Here is a 17922-nt window from a genome sequence, read left to right as displayed (position 1 = left end):
CCTTGACTAAAAAGACATTCGCTCTTTTGGCGTTGCCCGTCCTCACGCTTTTTATGGCCTGCACGCAGCGCCCCGCACCTGGCCCTATTTCGCTCGATTCCACAAAGGCCGCATTGCCGACCATGGAGCACATCGCACTTTCGGCCAATAGCTGCTGGTTCAAATCGAAAGACAAGGATTTTCGCGGCTATACGCTGGCGCCAGAACTCAATTCGTTCAGCGGGCGTCCGCGTATTCTGGTTCTTCCCGCCCGCAATCTGGCAAGTCGTCCGGTTTTGGTGGTGCAAGCAGAAGGCAATCCGGCCCGCGTCGAAGCCTTTGGCCCGATGATGCAGCAAAGCCATGGCGGACGTATTGCCGGCGATGTCGGCCGTTGGACATCAGGCGAAAAGGGCTGTTGAGGCTGATAATAGGCAGGCAGACCATCAAAGGCGGCATTTGAGCCATAAAATCGGCATTTTCCTGTCGCGCTTCCGGCCGAGTTGGGCTAAAGAGACCCCTTGAATCCTTAGGCGTCCGCGCTTCAGCAGAAGGCGTTCGGGTGCCGCAGCCTGCGACGGGGTCTCTCATCTCCATGACTATTTCCAATCAGCGCGACATCACGCCGGATCTGATCGAAGCGCACGGCCTCAAGCCGGACGAATATCAGCGCATTCTCGATCTTATCGGACGCGAACCCAGCTTTACGGAGCTGGGCATTTTCTCGGCCATGTGGAACGAGCATTGTTCCTATAAATCATCCAAGAAATGGCTGCGCACGCTTCCGACCACCGGAGCACGCGTCATTCAGGGCCCCGGCGAGAATGCGGGCGTGGTCGATATTGGCGATGGCGATTGCATCGTCTTCAAGATGGAAAGCCATAACCACCCCTCTTATATCGAACCCTATCAGGGTGCAGCGACGGGTGTTGGCGGCATTCTGCGCGACGTGTTCACCATGGGCGCGCGCCCGGTCGCAGCAATGAATGCGCTGCGCTTTGGTGAGCCAGATCATCCAAAGACGCGGCATCTGGTTTCCGGGGTCGTGTCCGGTGTTGGCGGCTATGGCAATTCCTTCGGTGTGCCGACCGTTGGCGGCGAAGTCAATTTCGACAAACGCTATAACGGTAATATTCTGGTCAATGCATTCGCGGCCGGTCTCGCCAAGACCGATGGCATCTTCTATTCCAAGGCCGAAGGCATTAGCCTTCCGGTCGTCTATCTTGGCGCAAAAACGGGTCGCGACGGCGTTGGTGGCGCGACTATGGCTTCGGCTGAATTCGACGAATCGATTGAAGAAAAGCGTCCCACTGTCCAGGTGGGTGATCCATTCACCGAAAAATGCCTTCTGGAAGCCTGTCTCGAACTTATGGCTTCGGGCGCGGTCATCGCAATTCAGGATATGGGCGCCGCCGGTCTGACCTGCTCGGCTGTAGAAATGGGCGCCAAGGGCGACCTCGGCATCGAACTGGTCCTCGACCATGTGCCGGTGCGCGAAGAGAACATGACGGCTTACGAAATGATGCTTTCGGAAAGCCAGGAGCGGATGCTCATGGTTCTCAAGCCGGAAATGGAAGCACAGGCGCAGGCGATCTTCCGCAAATGGGGCCTCGACTTCGCCATTGTCGGCAAGACCACCGACGATCTGCGCTTCCGCGTCATCCATCAGGGTGTGGAAGTCGCCGACCTTCCGATCAAGGAACTGGGCGACGAAGCGCCGGAATATGACCGTCCATGGATGGAACCGGGCAAGCACGGCCCGTTGCCAGCCAGTAATGTGCCGGAAGTGGAAGACTATTCCGCAGCCCTTCTCAAGCTGATCGGCTCGCCCGATCTTTCGTCACGCCGCTGGGTTTACGAGCAGTATGATACCCTCATTCAGGGCAATTCATTGCAGCTTCCGGGCGGCGATGCAGGCGTGATCCGCGTCGAGGGCCATGAATCCAAGGCGCTCGCCTTTTCGTCCGATGTGACGCCACGCTATTGCGAAGCCGATCCTTTCGAAGGCGGCAAGCAGGCTGTGGCCGAATGCTGGCGCAACATCACCGCAACGGGTGCGGAGCCGCTCGCCTCCACCGATAACCTCAATTTCGGTAATCCTGAACGCCCCGAAATCATGGGGCAGCTTGTCAAGGCTATCGAAGGAATCGGCGAGGCTTGCCGCGCGCTGGATTTCCCGATCGTTTCCGGCAACGTCTCACTTTATAACGAAACCAACGGCCAGGCCATCCTGCCGACACCGACCATTGCCGGTGTTGGCCTCATTCCCGACTGGACGCAAATGGCGCGGATCGGCGGCATGCAGGATGGCGACACGCTGCTTCTGCTTGGTGGCGACGGCACACATCTTGGGCAATCCATCTATTTGCGTGACTTGTTCGACCGTGCCGACGGCCCGGCTCCGACCGTCGATCTCCTTCTGGAAAAGCGTCACGGTGATTTTGTACGCTCGGCAATCCGCAACAGTCAGGTGACGGCTTGCCACGATCTGTCTGATGGTGGCCTTGCCATCACTGTTGCCGAAATGGCTATCAAATCCGGCAAGGGCGCAACACTCGATATTGGCGAGGGCTTGCCGCATGCGTTGCTTTTCGGCGAAGATCAGGCGCGTTATATCGTGGCGGCGACGCCCGAAATGGCAAAGCTCATCGCACTGAATGCCGAAGGTGCGGGCATCCCGTTCCGTATGCTTGGTTTGGCGGGTGGAGACCGACTCAGCTTTGGCGGTGTCTGCGACGTATCGGTTGCGGAACTGACTAGAGCCTATGAAGGCTGGTTCCCTTCATTCATGCAGGGCGAACCATCAGCCGATAATTGAACTTTCGACTTTCCTGTTACCAATTGCCATCCGGTCGGAAAGTCCCCGCGCCGGCTGGTTTGCCTGTCTGCGATATAAGCGTTAGACAGATCAATGTTGACGTATCACGACGATACGTTACGATTCGTCGGACAATAAGAAGTAGCCGGAAACGGCGGGAGATTTTGCATGGCTATGGACGCTCACGAGATCGAAAAGCTGATACGCGAAGGGATACCTGACGCAAAGGTGACGATCCGCGACCTTGCCGGAGACGGAGATCACTATGCCGCCGAAGTGATTGCGGAGAGTTTCCGCGGCAAGTCGCGCGTGCAGCAGCACCAGATGGTTTACGACGCACTCAAAGGCAATATGGGGGGCATCCTGCACGCCCTCGCCTTGCAGACCAGCGTCCCCGAATAAATGAAAACGCACCGCCCGCAAGGGCGGTGATTTTTCTCCTGCGGCAACATGCTACCCTCGACCGTAGGGACTTTTTCGTGAATTTGACTTGCTTTCGCCTTTAGAGGGTGATTACCAGAATTCAACGCACTATATTGAGGCAGAGCCTCCCCTACGCGAGCCGGAACTTGAACTGGCATCCTGAAAGGAAATCAAATGACCGGGATCAAAGATTTTATCGACAACGAAGTGAAGACCAATGATGTCGTGCTATTCATGAAAGGTACGCCGGGTTTCCCTCAATGCGGTTTTTCAGGTCAGGTCGCTCAAATTCTCGACTATCTCGGAGTTGACTATAAGGGAGTCAACGTACTGGCTTCCGATGAGATCCGTCAGGGTATCAAGGATTATTCCAACTGGCCGACCATTCCGCAACTTTATGTGAAGGGCGAATTCGTCGGCGGCTGCGACATTATCCGCGAAATGTTCCAGTCCAACGAGTTGCAATCCCTTTTTAGCGATAAAGGTATTGCCACCAAGGCTGCTTGAGGGTTAATTGCCCATTATACGGCTTTTGCCTCCTCGTTTTCCCAAAGGCGCCGGTTAACGGCGCCTTTTATATTTGCCTGATTTTCAGGTTTCAGACTGCCACTCGCCACGCTTGTTTTAAATATCCAGATCCGTGCCGCTCATTCAGACGCACATTCATACCAAGGAACGCCAGTCATGCCACTCGACATCAAGGACGGTGCGCCGGACCAGAAAACATCCATGCGCGCACGCACTGAGTTTATTGCGCTCATCGCTGCGATCATGGCTATCAACGCGCTTGCCGTCGATATCATGCTGCCAGGCCTGCCACAGATTGGTGCGAGCCTTGGCGTTCAGTCAGAAAACCATGCACAATTCGTCATCACTGCCTATCTGCTGGGATTTGGCGTCTCTCAGCTTTTCTATGGCCCCTTGAGTGATCGTTTTGGCAGAAGAGTCCCGCTTTTCGGCGGGCTGGCGATCTTCATTCTCGCTGCTCTCGGCGCGGCCTTCGTTACCAATTTCGCAGCCCTCATCGTGCTGCGCGTATTACAGGGCCTCGGAGCGGCAGCGACGCGGGTCATCGCGGTTTCCGTGGTGCGCGACCGTTTTGCCGGACGCCAAATGGCGGAAGTCATGTCACTGGTCATGATGGTGTTCATGATCCTGCCCGTCGTGGCACCTGCCACAGGGCAGATCATCATGCTGTTTGGCGAATGGCATCTGATTTTCCTCTCCATGGCCGTATTGGCTGCTGCTGTCGCCATCTGGGCCTATATCCGCCTGCCGGAAACACTGCCGAATGAACAACGCCGCCCGCTGACTATGAAGAGCGTAATCGGCGGGTTCCGTATTGTTCTCTCCAACCGCGTGGCCTTGTTCTATATGCTCGGCACGTCATTCATTCTCGGCGCGCTGTTCGGCTATATCAATTCGGCTCAGCAGATTTTCGTCGGTATTTATAAACTGGGCGCGATGTTTCCGCTCGCCTTCGCCGCCGTGGCATTGACGCTGGCGCTGGCATCCTTCCTCAATTCCCGTCTCGTCGGGCGTTTCGGAATGCGCCGCATTTCGCAGACCATGCTGCTGGTGTTCACAGGTTTCAGCCTGATCTGGATGGTGCTTTCAATATCGACCGAGGGGCATTTACCATTCTGGTTGTTGATGGTCATCTATATGACCATCATGTTTTCGTTCAGCCTGGTGACAGCCAACTTCAATGCCCTGGCCATGGAGCCGCTTGGCAACGTCGCCGGAACTGCATCCTCGGTTCTGGGCTTTGCGCAGACCGTGATAGGAGCGTCGCTCGGTGCCATCATCGGTCAGGCCTTTGACGGGACGACCACCCCCGTCGCCATAGGTTATTGCGTGCTTGGCTTTGTTGCTCTCATCTGCGTATTGATCGCCGAACGCGGCAGATTCTTTCAAACACAAAACAAGCCACTATAAAATATTCTTTATAAAAGGCCCGCCGAAACGGCGGGCCAAACTGTTCTCATTCTGCCCACAGGGCCGCGTGAATAGCCTGCCAGCTTTCCCTATTCGGAGCCACAACAAGCCCGCCGGCAGCGTGTGATGGCAGATAGTCGCTACCGTCCCAGCGCGCGAGATAACCGCCTGCTTCCTGATGAATCAGCGCACCTGGCAGGTGGTCCCAGGGCATCAGCTTGTTATAGACAGCAAAATGCGCGCCGCCCGTCGCGATAATCCGATATTCATGCGCAGCACAGCGATAGCCTATCTGCGAGAGAAATTTCGTGTGATTGCGCGCCAGCTGCGAGCGCAGCGGCTCGTCCGTATATTGCCAGGAGACCGAGCCGGTCATTTGCGAAATATCCGCAGGCGGCGCGACATTGACCTTGCTCATATCGCCATTGGCCCGACGGATATGGCTACCGCTTCCTTTGGAAGCCACAAGCCAATCTTTGCCCACCGGATCGTAAATAAGACCAGCCACCGTTTCTCCCTTGGCGACAACAGCCAACATGACGCCGAAGAGGGGAACGCCGGAAGCGAAATTGAAAGTGCCGTCAACAGGATCGATAGTGAAGGCAAGTTCCGCCTCGCCCAGCCCTTCAATCAGCGCTGGATTATCTGAACAGGCTTCTTCGCCGACAATCAGGGCATCGGGAAACTGCTTGCTGAGCTGTGCGGTAATGAAATGCTCGGCATTCACATCGGCTTCTGTTACCAGATCGGCGGCTGAGGTCTTCTGGCGGATGTCACCATGCCCAAGCTTACGGAAGCGCGGCATGATTTCCTGCTCCGCCGCTTCGGCCAGAAGACCCGCCAGCCAATCGATCTGCTTTTCATCAAAGCGCACAGTCATTCTCCATCCTGTTGCCGGTCATCAGACCAGTGAAGTCAAACAGCTTGCGGTCAAGCAGATGGCTTGGCCGCACATTGGTCATAGCTCGAATCATTGTGTCCTTGCGGCCCGGCATACGCTTTTCGATATCAGCCAGCATGGCTTTCATCGCGTTGCGCTGAAGCCCTTCCTGACTGCCGCACAGGTCACAGGGAATAATCGGGAATCGCATCGCGGTCGAGAATTTTTCAAGATCGCCCTCGGCCACATAGGAAAGCGGACGAAACACCATGAGATCGCCCTCGTCATTGAGAAGCTTTGGCGGCATGGCCGCAAGTCGCCCGCCATGAAACAGGTTCATGAAGAAGGTTTCGAGAATATCCTCGCGATGATGGCCCAGCACAATAGCAGAACAGCCTTCCTCGCGTGCGATACGGTAGAGATTTCCACGACGCAGGCGCGAGCAGAGCGAGCAGTAGGTCTGTGTTTCAGGCACCTTATCCGTCACGATCGAATAGGTGTCCTGATATTCAATACGATGCTCAATCCCGTAATGGTTGAGAAAATCGGGCAGAATATGCTTGGGGAAATTCGGCTGCCCCTGGTCCAGATTGCAGGCGAGAAGCTCGACAGGCAGCAATCCGCGCCATTTTAAGTCAAGCAGCAAGGCCAGAAGGCCATAGGAATCCTTACCTCCCGAGAGGCAGACCAACCAGCGCTCGCCGGGTTTCACCATCGCGAAATCATCGACGGCCTGTCGCGTCAGGCGCAGGAGCCGCTTGCGCAATTTGTTGAATTCGACCGAAGTCGGCACATCGCGAAAAAGCAGATGACAGCCATCGCCGCCATCGTTCTCCGCAACAGTTGGATCGAAAGCGTTCATGGTGCTTCCTGCGAATAAGTGCAACTGATGCCTACATACAGAAAAGCCGCCCTTGGGGAAACCAGGGGCGGCCATTTCTTGTGCTAATTGAGCCGGGGCCGAAATTAACGCGAGTAGAATTCGACGACGAGGCTCGGCTCCATCTGGACGGCGTAAGGCACGTCGGAGAGAACCGGAACGCGAGCATAGGTCGCAACCATCTTGTTGTGGTCAACTTCTACGTAGTCAGGCACATCGCGCTCGGCAAGCTGGGCAGCTTCGAGAACGATTGCGAGCTGCTTCGACTTTTCGCGAACTTCCACAACGTCACCAGCCTTGAGGCGGTAGGACTGGATGTTGACGCGGCGCCCATTCACATTCACATGGCCATGATTGATGAACTGGCGGGCGGCGAAAATCGTCGGAACAAACTTGGCGCGGTATACAACCGCATCCAGACGCGACTCGAGCAGGCCGATCAGGTTTTCACCCGTATCGCCCTTGCGGCGAGCAGCTTCGTCATAGGTCTTGCGGAACTGCTTTTCGGAGATGTCGCCATAGAAGCCCTTGAGCTTCTGCTTGGCACGAAGCTGGACACCAAAATCCGACAGCTTGCCCTTGCGGCGCTGACCGTGCTGGCCGGGGCCGTATTCGCGGCGATTTACGGGGGACTTCGGACGGCCCCAGATATTTTCACCAAGACGGCGATCAATTTTATACTTAGCGGATTCGCGCTTGCTCATCGCATTTCCTTTAATAAGTTGGACGCCCGAAGGCGCAGACAGGAAACGCGCCCTCCTCTGCCCTTGGTTTTTCAAGGACTGACAGGATGAAGCGCGCAAGAGCGATCTTCATCCACGGGACACGTCAAATGAAACGCCGGAGACACAGTTCCAGCGGTGGCGGCTTTTAGTCATGAAGGAGGCAAGTTGTCAAGGCTTGGGCACCGTTTTCCGCTGTTTCCGGACCTTATACGGCGCGTTTGCAACCAATTGCCATCAAGCGTGAAGGAACGGTAAGGCGCATCTTCACATTAAACAAGGGAAACAGTATCAAAAGGAGCCAATATGGCCGTTTCTATCACTTCTCTTCAAAGAGCCGCACTTGCCTTGCCCATCATGTTCTTTCTGCTACCCGTATCCGATCCGTACCTGGTTAGCCCTTCCTTCGCAAAAGCGCGAGAACTGCCTAAGGCGGTTCCCATTCCCGCCCCTGCCCCATCGCGAAATGGAACGAGAGAACCGCTTGGCAATAATGCACCCATTCAAAAGCCCGCACCGCAAAAGGACGAGCGCGTCTATCAAGTCGCGTGTCCCGCCCTGATGAACGGTGATGTGGAAGGAAAACTCCAGCCTCCCCTAGGGGATGGGCCGCAATGCGGTGCACACTCCCCTCTTTCGTTGACCGCCATCGGCAAAACGGAGCCATTGAAATTCGCCAACGCCGTCACAACAAATTGCGCAATGGCAGTCACGCTTGCGCAATGGAGTGACAACGTCAAACAGGCTGCGAAAGAGACTTATGGCGAGAATATAAGAATCACCGAGATCGGCACTGGTCCGGGCTATCAGTGCCGCAAGGTGAATGGCGCAACAGAAGGGCGCGTATCCGAACATGCCTTCGCCAATGCGCTCGACATCATGTCCTTTAAATTCTCGGATGGCTCTGGAACACATCTGGAAAGCGGCTGGAATGGTTCGGAGAGGGAGAAAAAGTTCTGGCACGCGGTGCATAAGTCAAGCTGCGAACTTTTTATGACTGTCATCGGTCCCGATGGCGATGAGGCCCATCGCACCAATATGCACCTCGATCAGGGCTGTCATGGAAAATCCTGCCTTGCCCGAATCTGCCAATAGGATATTCTGATTTGGAAATAGACATGATGAATGCTTTTACGATCTGATCGTTATTATCGATTGCTTGGCCGCCAGAAGCGGCCGCTTTTCAGAAGGAACAACTTCATGAAATTGACCAAAATCATATTGTCCACCATTTTCACACTGGGTTTTAGCGTAGCAGCGCATGCAGATGCGGTTCCAAAGCGCGGCAAGGATTTCAAAGGAAATTATCAGACACTCACACAGGATCAGAAAGCTGCGCCGCAGATCGCTGAATGCGTCGCGAGCGCTTACGACTACGTCAAAAAAAGCAAAAAATATGATCGGCTCGGCTTCACGCAGGATAATATTGACGCCGCCACCACAAGCAACAAGACTGTAAAATTCAGCGCTCGCGACCCGCGTAAGGTAACGATGATAATCGCGATTTCCGGCGAGGCACGGCCCAGAGCCAACAGCACACAATGGGATAGCATCACGCTGCGCTGCGGTATTGCTGGCGGCAAGCTGAAAGCCATTGAACTGGCATCGGGCAAGAGTGCGAGCTAGGCCTGCATTCACGCGGACACACTACTGGCCCCTGATCTCAAATCAGGAGTTCTTCTTTTCCGAAACATGTCCCGGCAGGTCTTTATGGCTGGTTTCCGCGAATTCTTTTAGTTCCTTTTCGGTCATCGATTCATACATTTCTTTCGACGCACCGAATAATTCGCTTTTCTTGATTTCACCGCGTTTTGCGGCAAGGGCGGCACCCGCCGCCTTTTGCTGAGCCTGTGATTTTGCTGGCATGGTTCATACTCCCTGTTACTAGAGCATAACGAACCGGCCAGCCCCAGGTTCCTGATAAATCAGATCAGTTCGACGTCGACCACGCCGGGAATAGCCTTGATGGCGCTAGCGATCTGCGGGCTAACGCGATAGCGATGCGGAAGCTCGATCTCGACCTCCCTTTGTCCTTCCTCCTTGATGACGATCAAGCTAACCTGCCCATCGCCGCGCGTGCTGAAATGCGGCACAATATATTTGACCGCTTCCGCCGAACGCAAATAAAGGCGCAGTGCCTTTTGCATGCGGCAGGCTTCATCTTCCAGCGATTGAACCGTCTGGATACGCAAGCCGATTCCCTCCGGGCGGCTTTCGGCGGACACTGTAATGACAACGGATTTGCCACTTTCCAGAAGATCGCGATACTGCGCCAGCCCTTCCGAAAAAAGTACCGCTTCATACTGGCCGCTGGCATCGGACAGTTGCACGATGCCCATCTTGTTTCCTGTACGGGTCTTGCGCTCCTGACGCGCCGTCACCGTCCCCGCTAGGCGCCCGGCATTAGCACCGCGCTTAACCGCCGCGGAAAAATCCGCCCAGCTCTGAACCCGCATACGATCCAGCACCGTGCGATATTCATCGAGAGGATGTGCAGAAAGATAAAAGCCAACAGCCTGAAACTCGCGGTGCAGTTTTTCCGAAGGAAGCCAGGGTGCCGCCTGCGGCAGGATCAAGGTTTCCTTCGGTGCACCGGACAGGCCGAAAATATCCGCCTGTCCGCTGGCGGCATTCTCCTGCGTGCGCTGCGCAAACCCCATAATCCGATCCATGCCGACGCTCATCGCCGCGCGGTCGCGACCGAAGCAGTCCATCGCACCCGCATTAATGAGGCCTTCCAGCACACGGCGATTGACGATTCTGGGATCAACCCGCTCACAGAAATTCTCAAGACTTTCGAAGGGCTTTTGCGCCCGTACCTCGACAATGTGATCGACGGCAGCTTCTCCGACACCCTTGATGGCCGCCAGAGAATAGAAAATTTTTCTATCTCCGACCTCGAATGGCCGGAATGAGGTCATGACGGACGGTTGAACCACGTCGATACCGAGGCGATTTGCTTCACGACGGAAATCGTTGAGCTTATCGGTGTTCGACATGTCGTAAGTCATCGAGGCGGCAAGAAACTCGACTGGATGATGCGCCTTCATATAGGCGGTCTGATAGGAAACGATAGCATAGGCCGCCGCATGCGACTTGTTGAAGCCGTAGTCGGCAAACTTTGCCAGCAGGTCGAAAATCATGTTCGCCTGCGCCTTGTCGACCCCGCCTTCAATGGCCCCCTCAACGAAGCGGACCCGCTGCTTGTCCATTTCTTCGCGAATTTTCTTGCCCATGGCGCGGCGTAGAAGATCGGCCTCACCGAGCGAATAGCCCGAAAGCACCTGCGCGATCTGCATCACCTGTTCCTGATAGACGATAACGCCCTGCGTTTCCTTGATCAGGTGATCGATCTTGGGGTGAATAGAGGCAATTTCCTCCTCACCGTTCTTGCGTGCATTATAGGTCGGGATATTCTCCATCGGGCCAGGGCGATAAAGCGCGACCAGCGCGATAATGTCCTCGATACGATCGGGGCGCATACCAAGAAGCGCCTTGCGCATGCCCGCGCTTTCCACCTGAAACACGCCAACCGTCTCACCGCGCGAGAGCATTTCATAGGTCGGTTCGTCATCGAATGGCAGATGCGAAAGATCGACCTCGATCCCTTTACGCGCCACGAGCTTCACCGCGGTTTCAAGCACGGTCAGCGTCTTGAGGCCAAGGAAGTCAAACTTGACGAGTCCCGCCTGCTCCACCCATTTCATATTGAATTGGGTGACGGGCATATCGGATCGCGGGTCGCGATACATCGGCACCAGTTCCGAAAGCGGCCTGTCGCCGATTACGATGCCAGCAGCGTGGGTGGATGCATGGCGATAAAGCCCTTCAAGCTTCATCGCAACATCGAGAAGACGACCGACGACCGGCTCCTTCTCGCGCTCCTCATTGATTTTGGGTTCCGTTTCGATGGCCTGCGCCAGTGAAACCGGGTTGGCCGGGTTTTGCGGCACAAGCTTGCAAAGGCGATCAACCTGCCCATAGGGCATTTCCAGTACACGCCCCACATCGCGCAGCACGGCGCGCGCCTGAAGCGTACCGAAGGTTATAATCTGCGCGACCTGATCGCGCCCGTATTTTTCCTGCACGTAGCGGATCACCTCTTCACGGCGGTCCTGGCAGAAGTCGATATCAAAATCAGGCATCGACACGCGGTCGGGGTTGAGGAAACGTTCAAACAGCAGCGAAAAGCGCAGCGGGTCGACATCAGTGATGGTCAGCGCATAAGCGACCAGCGAACCAGCACCGGAACCACGTCCCGGCCCCACAGGAATGCCATGCGCCTTGGCCCACTGGATGAAGTCGGCGACGATAAGAAAATAGCCGGGAAACTTCATACGCGTGATGATCCCGATCTCATATTCGAGCCGCTCGGCATATTGTTCTTCGGTATAGCCCTCGGCCAGTCCCGCTGTTTCCAGCCGCATTCTGAGGCCTTCACGAGCCTGGCGCGCCAGTTCACCGGCCTCGGCCTGAACAGCAGCTTCAGGGTCATTGGAATCGCCAGTGAAACGCGGCAGAATGGGTTTGCGCGTTTGCGTGAACCAGCTGCAACGCTCGGCAATTTCTATCGTATTTTCGAGCGCTTCCGGCAAGTCTTCAAAAAGCGCGGCCATTTCGGAGCGGCTCTTGAGGTAATGATCTGGCGTCAAGCGACGACGATCGTCATTTGATAGAATCTGCCCCTCAGCAATTGCCAGAAGCGCATCATGGGCCTCGAAATCCTCAGCATTGAGGAAAAATACCTCATTAGTCGCAACCAGCGGCAGGTCCATCGCATAGGCTAGTTCGACCGTGCGCGCTTCCAGAGCGCGATCATAATCGGCATGGCGCTGTAATTCGACATAAAGTCGATCTCCGAAAGCCTGTCGCAAAAAGCCAAGACGCGCTTCAGCACGGTCTGGCCGGTCGGCAGCAAAAGCACGGCCTATTGGCCCAAGTGCCCCCCCCGAAAGGGCGATCACATCCGCAGAGCACTCAGAAAGCCAGTCCGCTTCGATATGCACCGGGTCTCCGGCAGGCGTATCGAGAAAGGCGCGGCTGACCAGCCGCACGATATTGGCATAGCCCTCCTCCGTCGCTGCAAGCAGAACGAGGGGGGCAAGATCAAGAACTGCCTTACGATTGGCGCTGCGGCTATTATCATCATGATCGCCAAACGCCACGTCCAGTTGGCAACCGATAATCGGCTGCACACCGTCTTTCGAGGCCTTTTGCGCAAATTCCAGAGCGCCAAAGAGATTATTGCTGTCGGTAATCGCGATGGCCGGAGATTCATCGGCAACCGCCTGCTTGATGATCTTGCTGACAGGAAGCGCACCCTCCAACAAGGAATAGGCGGAATGCACCCGCAGATGAACAAAACGCGGCGACAAAGAACCCTCGCCCGTCACGCTACTTGTTATACTGCTCATACCATACCCCGATCTTGACGAGCCGCAGACCTGTCATCAACGGTCTTCCAGCGGCATTCGGGCAACACAATCCGCGATTGCGTAACCTGTCCCGCCAAGGCGACTCTTGTCACCCGTTTCGTCAGTTTCGGGGAAGATAGCAACAATGTCCATAGGCACAGCCGTTACTGGAGATTGGGTTCACAAGAGAACCCGGCGCCTATTCAGATTACACTCACCCAGATAGCGAAAGTCGCGATAAACAGGCTGACGGAAATGAAAGACAACACATCGTGGACGAGATCGGCCATGTGGAAAACTCCTCTTTGTTCACTTGTGTTTGTAATTTGTTCTAAGTATGTTCTTTCGTCAACCCCCTTTTGTTCTCATCCTTATATTTAAGGTTTATGAAATATGAAGACGCTTCCACCGAGAGTGCGATTAGCCGCGGCGAAGTATTTGATAATGAACAAAGAAAGAACAGTTGCGTGCCGTCAGAAATCTACGACTTTGCCTTCATGTAACGTTACACGCCTATCCATGCGGCGGGCAAGTTCGTGATTGTGTGTGGCAATAAGGGCAGCCAGGCCGGACTGGCGCACAAGCGCTTCAAGCGCGCCGAAGACATAAGAGGACGTAGTCGGATCGAGATTGCCAGTTGGCTCATCGGCGAGAAGCACCAGAGGGGCATTGGCGACAGCACGGGCAATCGCTACGCGTTGCTGTTCGCCGCCCGACAGTTCTGCCGGACGATGGGAAGCGCGCTTACCGATCTTCATATACTCGAGCAGTTGCTGCGCCCGCTCGGCAGCTTCCTTCCGGGTCAGGCCGCGGATCATCTGCGGCATCATGACATTTTCTAGAGCGGAGAATTCCGGCAGAAGATGATGGAACTGATAAACGAAACCAATATCATTGCGGCGAACTGCGGTGCGCTCATCGTCCGAAAGTGCGCTACAGGAGCGGTCATCCAGAATGACGTCCCCGTGGTCGGGCCGTTCCAGCAGGCCCGCAGTATGCAGCAGCGTCGATTTACCCGCGCCGGAGGGCGCGACCAGTGCGACCATCTCGCCGCGACGCAGCGTGAAATCGGCATCTTTGAGAATAACCAGTTCGCGGTCGACCTCATTATAGGCGCGACTGACCTGCTGTAGCCGCAGGATAATTTCTGCCGCCATTATTCGTACCTCAATGCTTCGACCGGGTCGAGTTTGGCAGCGCGCCAGGCTGGAAAAATTGTCGCAATAAAGGAGAGAACCAACGCCATAAGAATGACCGAAATGGTTTCTCCGGGATCCATCCGCGCGGGAAGCTGGCTCAGGAAATAGAGTTCCGGGTTAAACAGCGTTGTGCCCGAGAGCCACGAGAAAAACTCGCGCAGCCGCTCAACATTGAGGCACACAACGACACCCAGAATAACGCCCGCAAATGTGCCGGTTACGCCGATTGCAGCCCCCGTCATCAGGAATATACGCATGACCGCGCCGCGCGTTGCCCCCATGGTACGCAGGATCGCAATGTCGTGCCCTTTGTCCTTCACAAGCATGATCAGGCCGGAAATAATGTTCAGGGCTGCCACCAGCACGATCAATGTCAGGATCATGAACATGACGTTCCGCTCGACTTCCAAGGCCGAAAAGAATGTCTGGTTGCGCTGACGCCAGTCCACCATGGAAATCTGGCGCGCGGCTACCTCTTCGACCGGTGCGCGCATCGCATCGACCTTATCGGGATTATCGACGAAGATTTCCAGCGACTGTACCTTTCCTTCCTGATTGAAGAAAAGCTGCGCCTCGGAGAGCGGCATCATAACGATGGAGGCATCATACTCCGACATGCCAATCTCGAAGATCGCGACGATCGGATAGGCTTTCACGCGCGGGTTGACGCCAAAGGGCGTCACATCGCCGTCGGGCGAAATGACTCGCAGCGAATCCCCGATGGAAAGACCGAGATTTTCCGCCATACGGGTGCCGATGGCTACGCCGCCGCTTTCATCAAAGCCTTGCAAGGTGCCCTGTCTGATATTGCCGGAAACGAGCTTGAGTTTATCGAGGTCTTCTTCGCGAAGCCCACGCACCAATGCACCGGTTCCCGCCCCGATATTGCCCTGCACCAGAGCCTGCCCCTCAACGACCGGAATAGCGAACTGAACGCCCTGAATACCATCGATCCGCTTGATAAGATCAGCGTAATCATCCAGAGGCCGGTCCATCGGCTGCATGATCAGATGCCCGTTAATGCCCAGAATGCGGGTCAGCAATTCAGCTCGGAAGCCATTCATCACCGCCATGACGATGATGAGGGTGGCTACGCCCAGCATGATGCCGGTGAAGGAAAAACCGGCAATGACGGAGATAAATGTCTCACGACGGCGCGCGCGTAAGTACCGCCAGGCGATCATACGCTCAAAAGCCGAGAACGGACCGGATGAAGGCGCCTTGCCAGACGCCATGTCCTTTCCGTTAGGTTTTGCTGCCGCCGCGTTGCTCATGCTCAGGCCGTCAGCATATTGATGGCCGCTTCGACCGTGAGGTTCTGACGCTCGCCCGTTTTACGATCCTTAACTTCCACTTCGCCAGCAGCCACGCCACGCGGACCGACGATCACCTGATATGGCAGGCCAATCAGGTCCATGGTCGCGAATTTCGCGCCCGGACGGTCATCCTTATCATCGAGCAAGGGATCGACGCCCGCATTCGTCAGCGCCCCATAAAGTTTTTCGCTCACGCCATCGCAGGCTTGGTCGCCGGTCTTCATATTGACGATGCCCGCGCCGAATGGCGCAATCGCCTTCGGCCAGATAATGCCCGCATCGTCATGGAAAGCTTCAATCGCTGCAGCCACAAGGCGCGACGGGCCAATCCCGTAAGAACCCATCGAAACGAAATGTTCCTTGCCGTCCGGCCCCTGCACTTTAGCGCCCATGGGCTCGGAATATTTGGTGCCAAAATGGAAAATATGGCCAACCTCGATACCACGCGCTGAAAGCTGGCTGTCGAGTTTCACATCCGCCCATGCGGTTTCGTCGTGCATCTCGTCGGTTGCGGCGTAAGGCGTTGTCCACTTATTGACGATATCGGTAAGCTGCGCATCATTGCGGAAATCCGTATCCGCTCCAGGAACAGCCAGATCGAGATAGGCGCGGTCACAATAGACCTGGCTTTCGCCCGTTTCCGCCAGAATGATGAATTCGTGACTGAGATCGCCGCCGATCGGGCCGGTATCGGCGCGCATCGGAATAGCCTGAAGGCCGACACGCGAGAAAGTCCGCAGATAGGATACGAACATGCGGTAATAGGCCATTTTCGCGCCCTCGAAATCAAGGTCAAACGAATAGGCATCCTTCATCAGAAATTCACGCGAGCGCATCACGCCAAAACGCGGACGCACCTCGTCGCGGAATTTCCACTGAATATGATAAAGATTGAGCGGCAGATCCTTATAGGAGCGTACATAGGAACGGAAAATATCCGTCACCATTTCTTCATTCGTCGGGCCAAAGAGCATATCGCGTTCCTGCCGGTCCTGAATGCGCAACATCTCTTTGCCATAAGCGTCATAACGGCCGCTTTCGCGCCACAGTTCCGCTGACTGGATGGTTGGCATCAATATTTCATTCGCGCCGGCGCGGTTCTGCTCTTCGCGAATTATATCGCAAACCTTGTTGAGAACCTTCAGGCCCATTGGCAGCCACGAATAGATTCCCGCAGACTGCTGCCGGATCATACCCGCGCGCAGCATTAATCTGTGAGAGACAATTTCCGCCTCCTTGGGATTTTCCTTCAGAATGGGCAAAAAATATTGCGACAGACGCATCGTGACCACCGATCAAGAGAAACTACCTGAATGCTCGCAGTGAGTGCGCATAGAATCAGGCAAAAATTAAGCAAACTCATTGGCTTCTTATCGGGTTATGCAGCCATTGAAAACCCGCCCGACCATGCTTTACCGAAGAGGAGATTTGCCGTCCACAACCATCATACGCACAACCGGGAGTAAGGCTCAGGGCAAGAGGCAAAAGAATTCACATTAAATTTCAATATATTACAAATAGGCAATATAAAATTGAAAAAAATTGCGAAGGAAATATGACGCAGTGAAAGATTTTTGGTGACAAAAGCTGTGCAGTCCGCTATTTTTTTCATCAATAAGCCTAACAACGGAACAAAACCGTTGGTTCACGCGGTCAAGTCTTGGGAGGATGGATCCAGGCGCGATTTTACGCTGCCGCCGGTAAAATGGAAATGGGTCGAACGCGTATTCAATTAGCAAGGCGGAAGCCTTGCTTTTTTTTGCCTTGAAGAAACCTTATCCATTTACTCGGTGCATTTGCACCTAGCAGCACTTCCGAAAATATGGCTGGAAACGGTGTAAATCTATTATTATTCAATGATTTATGCAAACAAACTGAGATTTTGATTCAGAACGCCATGCATCCAACCAATCATCCAGTCATGGCCGATCTTGCACCTAAAGCGTATCGCATTTAATCATACTTATACGACGCACTTTAACTTTTTGTTTTTACGCATGTCTTTATCGAAAAACCGGTTCCCACTTTTCCGCGGCATGCTTTAAATAATAGGCACCAACCTCCGTGCCCCACTGGAACGACTTTAGGTGAGGTCGGGGAAGAAATGCGGGATGTCGTCCAGTCCCAGCCCTTTAACCTGCGTAAGATAATAATAAAGGCCGAAAATCAGGCACGCAACCACGGTCGTACGCAGGAAAGCGAGGCCGATACGCGGCTTTGCCGGGGCGCTAGCCACCGTTCCTAGTGTCACATCGTTTTCTTCGGCCTGGGTGCGCAGACCGACAGGCAGAAGCGCAAACAACGTCGTCCACCAGATAATGAAATAGATCGCTATGCCGGAAACCAGAGACAT

At 55.0% G+C, this 17922-nt stretch carries 16 protein-coding genes; 7 read left to right on the top strand and 9 right to left on the bottom strand.

Annotated elements, in window-relative coordinates; translation table 11 throughout:
• The first annotated feature begins 2 nt into the window (after nucleotides 1-2).
• The 5 genes from KUG47_RS04965 (at nucleotide 3) to KUG47_RS04945 (ending at nucleotide 5158) form a co-directional block, all read left to right on the top strand.
• Complete coding sequence (locus KUG47_RS04965; RefSeq protein WP_217676797.1) at nucleotides 3-401, top strand: hypothetical protein; 399 nt, start codon at nucleotides 3-5, stop codon at nucleotides 399-401.
• A gap of 173 nt (nucleotides 402-574) precedes the next feature.
• Entirely contained in the window at nucleotides 575-2797 is a 2223-nt protein-coding gene (purL, locus tag KUG47_RS04960; protein ID WP_217676796.1) for a phosphoribosylformylglycinamidine synthase subunit PurL, read from the top strand.
• A 168-nt stretch (nucleotides 2798-2965) separates the two neighbouring features.
• The gene (locus tag KUG47_RS04955; protein WP_217676795.1) at nucleotides 2966-3199 is read left to right on the top strand and encodes a BolA/IbaG family iron-sulfur metabolism protein; all 234 of its coding nucleotides are present in this window, start codon (nucleotides 2966-2968) and stop codon (nucleotides 3197-3199) included.
• A 195-nt stretch (nucleotides 3200-3394) separates the two neighbouring features.
• Complete coding sequence (grxD, locus tag KUG47_RS04950) at nucleotides 3395-3727, top strand: Grx4 family monothiol glutaredoxin (RefSeq protein ID WP_217676794.1); 333 nt, start codon at nucleotides 3395-3397, stop codon at nucleotides 3725-3727.
• Between the two features lie 177 nt (nucleotides 3728-3904).
• On the top strand, nucleotides 3905-5158 hold the full coding sequence (locus KUG47_RS04945) for a multidrug effflux MFS transporter (protein ID WP_217676793.1): 1254 nt from the start codon (nucleotides 3905-3907) through the stop codon (nucleotides 5156-5158).
• 46 nt (nucleotides 5159-5204) lie between these two features.
• On the opposite strand, the gene KUG47_RS04940 is transcribed toward KUG47_RS04945, so the two are convergent.
• The 3 genes from KUG47_RS04940 to rpsD all read right to left on the bottom strand — a co-directional run bounded on the left by KUG47_RS04940 (nucleotide 5205) and on the right by rpsD (nucleotide 7622).
• Nucleotides 5205-6032: an inositol monophosphatase family protein gene (locus KUG47_RS04940; RefSeq protein ID WP_217676987.1), complete on the bottom strand. Its 828-nt coding sequence runs from the start codon at nucleotides 6030-6032 to the stop codon at nucleotides 5205-5207.
• Complete coding sequence (gene ttcA / locus KUG47_RS04935) at nucleotides 6022-6900, bottom strand: tRNA 2-thiocytidine(32) synthetase TtcA (RefSeq protein ID WP_217676792.1); 879 nt, start codon at nucleotides 6898-6900, stop codon at nucleotides 6022-6024. The genes KUG47_RS04940 and ttcA overlap by 11 nt, the downstream gene beginning before the upstream one ends.
• 104 nt (nucleotides 6901-7004) lie before the next feature.
• The gene (rpsD, locus tag KUG47_RS04930; RefSeq protein WP_217676791.1) at nucleotides 7005-7622 is read right to left on the bottom strand and encodes a 30S ribosomal protein S4; all 618 of its coding nucleotides are present in this window, start codon (nucleotides 7620-7622) and stop codon (nucleotides 7005-7007) included.
• Between the two features lie 324 nt (nucleotides 7623-7946).
• Here rpsD and KUG47_RS04925 point away from each other — a divergent pair, with 324 nt between their 5' ends.
• Together KUG47_RS04925 and bspC are read left to right on the top strand one after the other, a co-directional pair.
• A complete protein-coding gene (locus tag KUG47_RS04925; RefSeq protein WP_340162779.1) occupies nucleotides 7947-8735 on the top strand; it encodes an extensin-like domain-containing protein in 789 nt (262 codons plus the stop codon).
• Nucleotides 8736-8840: 105 nt separating this feature from the next.
• Nucleotides 8841-9266 carry a type IV secretion system effector BspC gene (gene bspC / locus KUG47_RS04920; protein ID WP_217676790.1) on the top strand — a complete coding sequence of 142 codons (426 nt, stop codon included), beginning with the start codon at nucleotides 8841-8843 and terminating at the stop codon, nucleotides 9264-9266.
• 42 nt (nucleotides 9267-9308) lie between these two features.
• Here bspC and KUG47_RS04915 read toward each other — a convergent pair whose 3' ends face one another.
• From KUG47_RS04915 to KUG47_RS04890, 6 genes are all read right to left on the bottom strand, one after another.
• Nucleotides 9309-9506 (bottom strand): DUF3008 family protein, encoded by a 198-nt coding sequence (locus tag KUG47_RS04915; protein WP_217676789.1) that lies wholly within the window; start codon nucleotides 9504-9506, stop codon nucleotides 9309-9311.
• A gap of 59 nt (nucleotides 9507-9565) precedes the next feature.
• Entirely contained in the window at nucleotides 9566-13054 is a 3489-nt protein-coding gene (gene dnaE, locus KUG47_RS04910; RefSeq protein WP_217676788.1) for a DNA polymerase III subunit alpha, read from the bottom strand.
• A gap of 473 nt (nucleotides 13055-13527) precedes the next feature.
• Entirely contained in the window at nucleotides 13528-14211 is a 684-nt protein-coding gene (locus tag KUG47_RS04905; RefSeq protein WP_217676787.1) for an ABC transporter ATP-binding protein, read from the bottom strand.
• Complete coding sequence (locus tag KUG47_RS04900; RefSeq protein ID WP_217676786.1) at nucleotides 14211-15527, bottom strand: lipoprotein-releasing ABC transporter permease subunit; 1317 nt, start codon at nucleotides 15525-15527, stop codon at nucleotides 14211-14213. Before KUG47_RS04900 ends, KUG47_RS04905 begins: the two co-directional genes overlap by 1 nt.
• A gap of 2 nt (nucleotides 15528-15529) precedes the next feature.
• Complete coding sequence (gene proS / locus KUG47_RS04895; RefSeq protein WP_217676785.1) at nucleotides 15530-16852, bottom strand: proline--tRNA ligase; 1323 nt, start codon at nucleotides 16850-16852, stop codon at nucleotides 15530-15532.
• A gap of 800 nt (nucleotides 16853-17652) precedes the next feature.
• Nucleotides 17653-17922 carry a DUF1467 family protein gene (locus tag KUG47_RS04890; protein WP_217676784.1) on the bottom strand — a complete coding sequence of 90 codons (270 nt, stop codon included), beginning with the start codon at nucleotides 17920-17922 and terminating at the stop codon, nucleotides 17653-17655.

The organism is Falsochrobactrum tianjinense, assembly GCF_019100495.1.
GTDB lineage: Bacteria > Pseudomonadota > Alphaproteobacteria > Rhizobiales > Rhizobiaceae > Brucella > Brucella tianjinense.
The sequence above is the reverse complement of the archived record's forward strand: the minus strand, read 5'-3'. Positions and strand labels throughout refer to the sequence as shown.

What these genes read in the sequence shown, in the direction of transcription:
- KUG47_RS04915 (WP_217676789.1), bottom strand. Translation starts at nt 9,506, where the DNA reads ATGCCAGCAAAATCACAGGCTCAGCAAAAGGCGGCGGGTGCCGCCCTT.
- dnaE (WP_217676788.1), bottom strand. Translation starts at nt 13,054, where the DNA reads ATGAGCAGTATAACAAGTAGCGTGACGGGCGAGGGTTCTTTGTCGCCG.
- KUG47_RS04890 (WP_217676784.1), bottom strand. Translation starts at nt 17,922, where the DNA reads ATGTCTCTGGTTTCCGGCATAGCGATCTATTTCATTATCTGGTGGACG.
- grxD (WP_217676794.1), top strand. Translation starts at nt 3,395, where the DNA reads ATGACCGGGATCAAAGATTTTATCGACAACGAAGTGAAGACCAATGAT.
- ttcA (WP_217676792.1), bottom strand. Translation starts at nt 6,900, where the DNA reads ATGAACGCTTTCGATCCAACTGTTGCGGAGAACGATGGCGGCGATGGC.
- rpsD (WP_217676791.1), bottom strand. Translation starts at nt 7,622, where the DNA reads ATGAGCAAGCGCGAATCCGCTAAGTATAAAATTGATCGCCGTCTTGGT.
- KUG47_RS04945 (WP_217676793.1), top strand. Translation starts at nt 3,905, where the DNA reads ATGCCACTCGACATCAAGGACGGTGCGCCGGACCAGAAAACATCCATG.
- purL (WP_217676796.1), top strand. Translation starts at nt 575, where the DNA reads ATGACTATTTCCAATCAGCGCGACATCACGCCGGATCTGATCGAAGCG.
- bspC (WP_217676790.1), top strand. Translation starts at nt 8,841, where the DNA reads ATGAAATTGACCAAAATCATATTGTCCACCATTTTCACACTGGGTTTT.
- KUG47_RS04925 (WP_340162779.1), top strand. Translation starts at nt 7,947, where the DNA reads ATGGCCGTTTCTATCACTTCTCTTCAAAGAGCCGCACTTGCCTTGCCC.
- proS (WP_217676785.1), bottom strand. Translation starts at nt 16,852, where the DNA reads ATGCGTCTGTCGCAATATTTTTTGCCCATTCTGAAGGAAAATCCCAAG.
- KUG47_RS04955 (WP_217676795.1), top strand. Translation starts at nt 2,966, where the DNA reads ATGGCTATGGACGCTCACGAGATCGAAAAGCTGATACGCGAAGGGATA.
- KUG47_RS04900 (WP_217676786.1), bottom strand. Translation starts at nt 15,527, where the DNA reads ATGAGCAACGCGGCGGCAGCAAAACCTAACGGAAAGGACATGGCGTCT.
- KUG47_RS04905 (WP_217676787.1), bottom strand. Translation starts at nt 14,211, where the DNA reads ATGGCGGCAGAAATTATCCTGCGGCTACAGCAGGTCAGTCGCGCCTAT.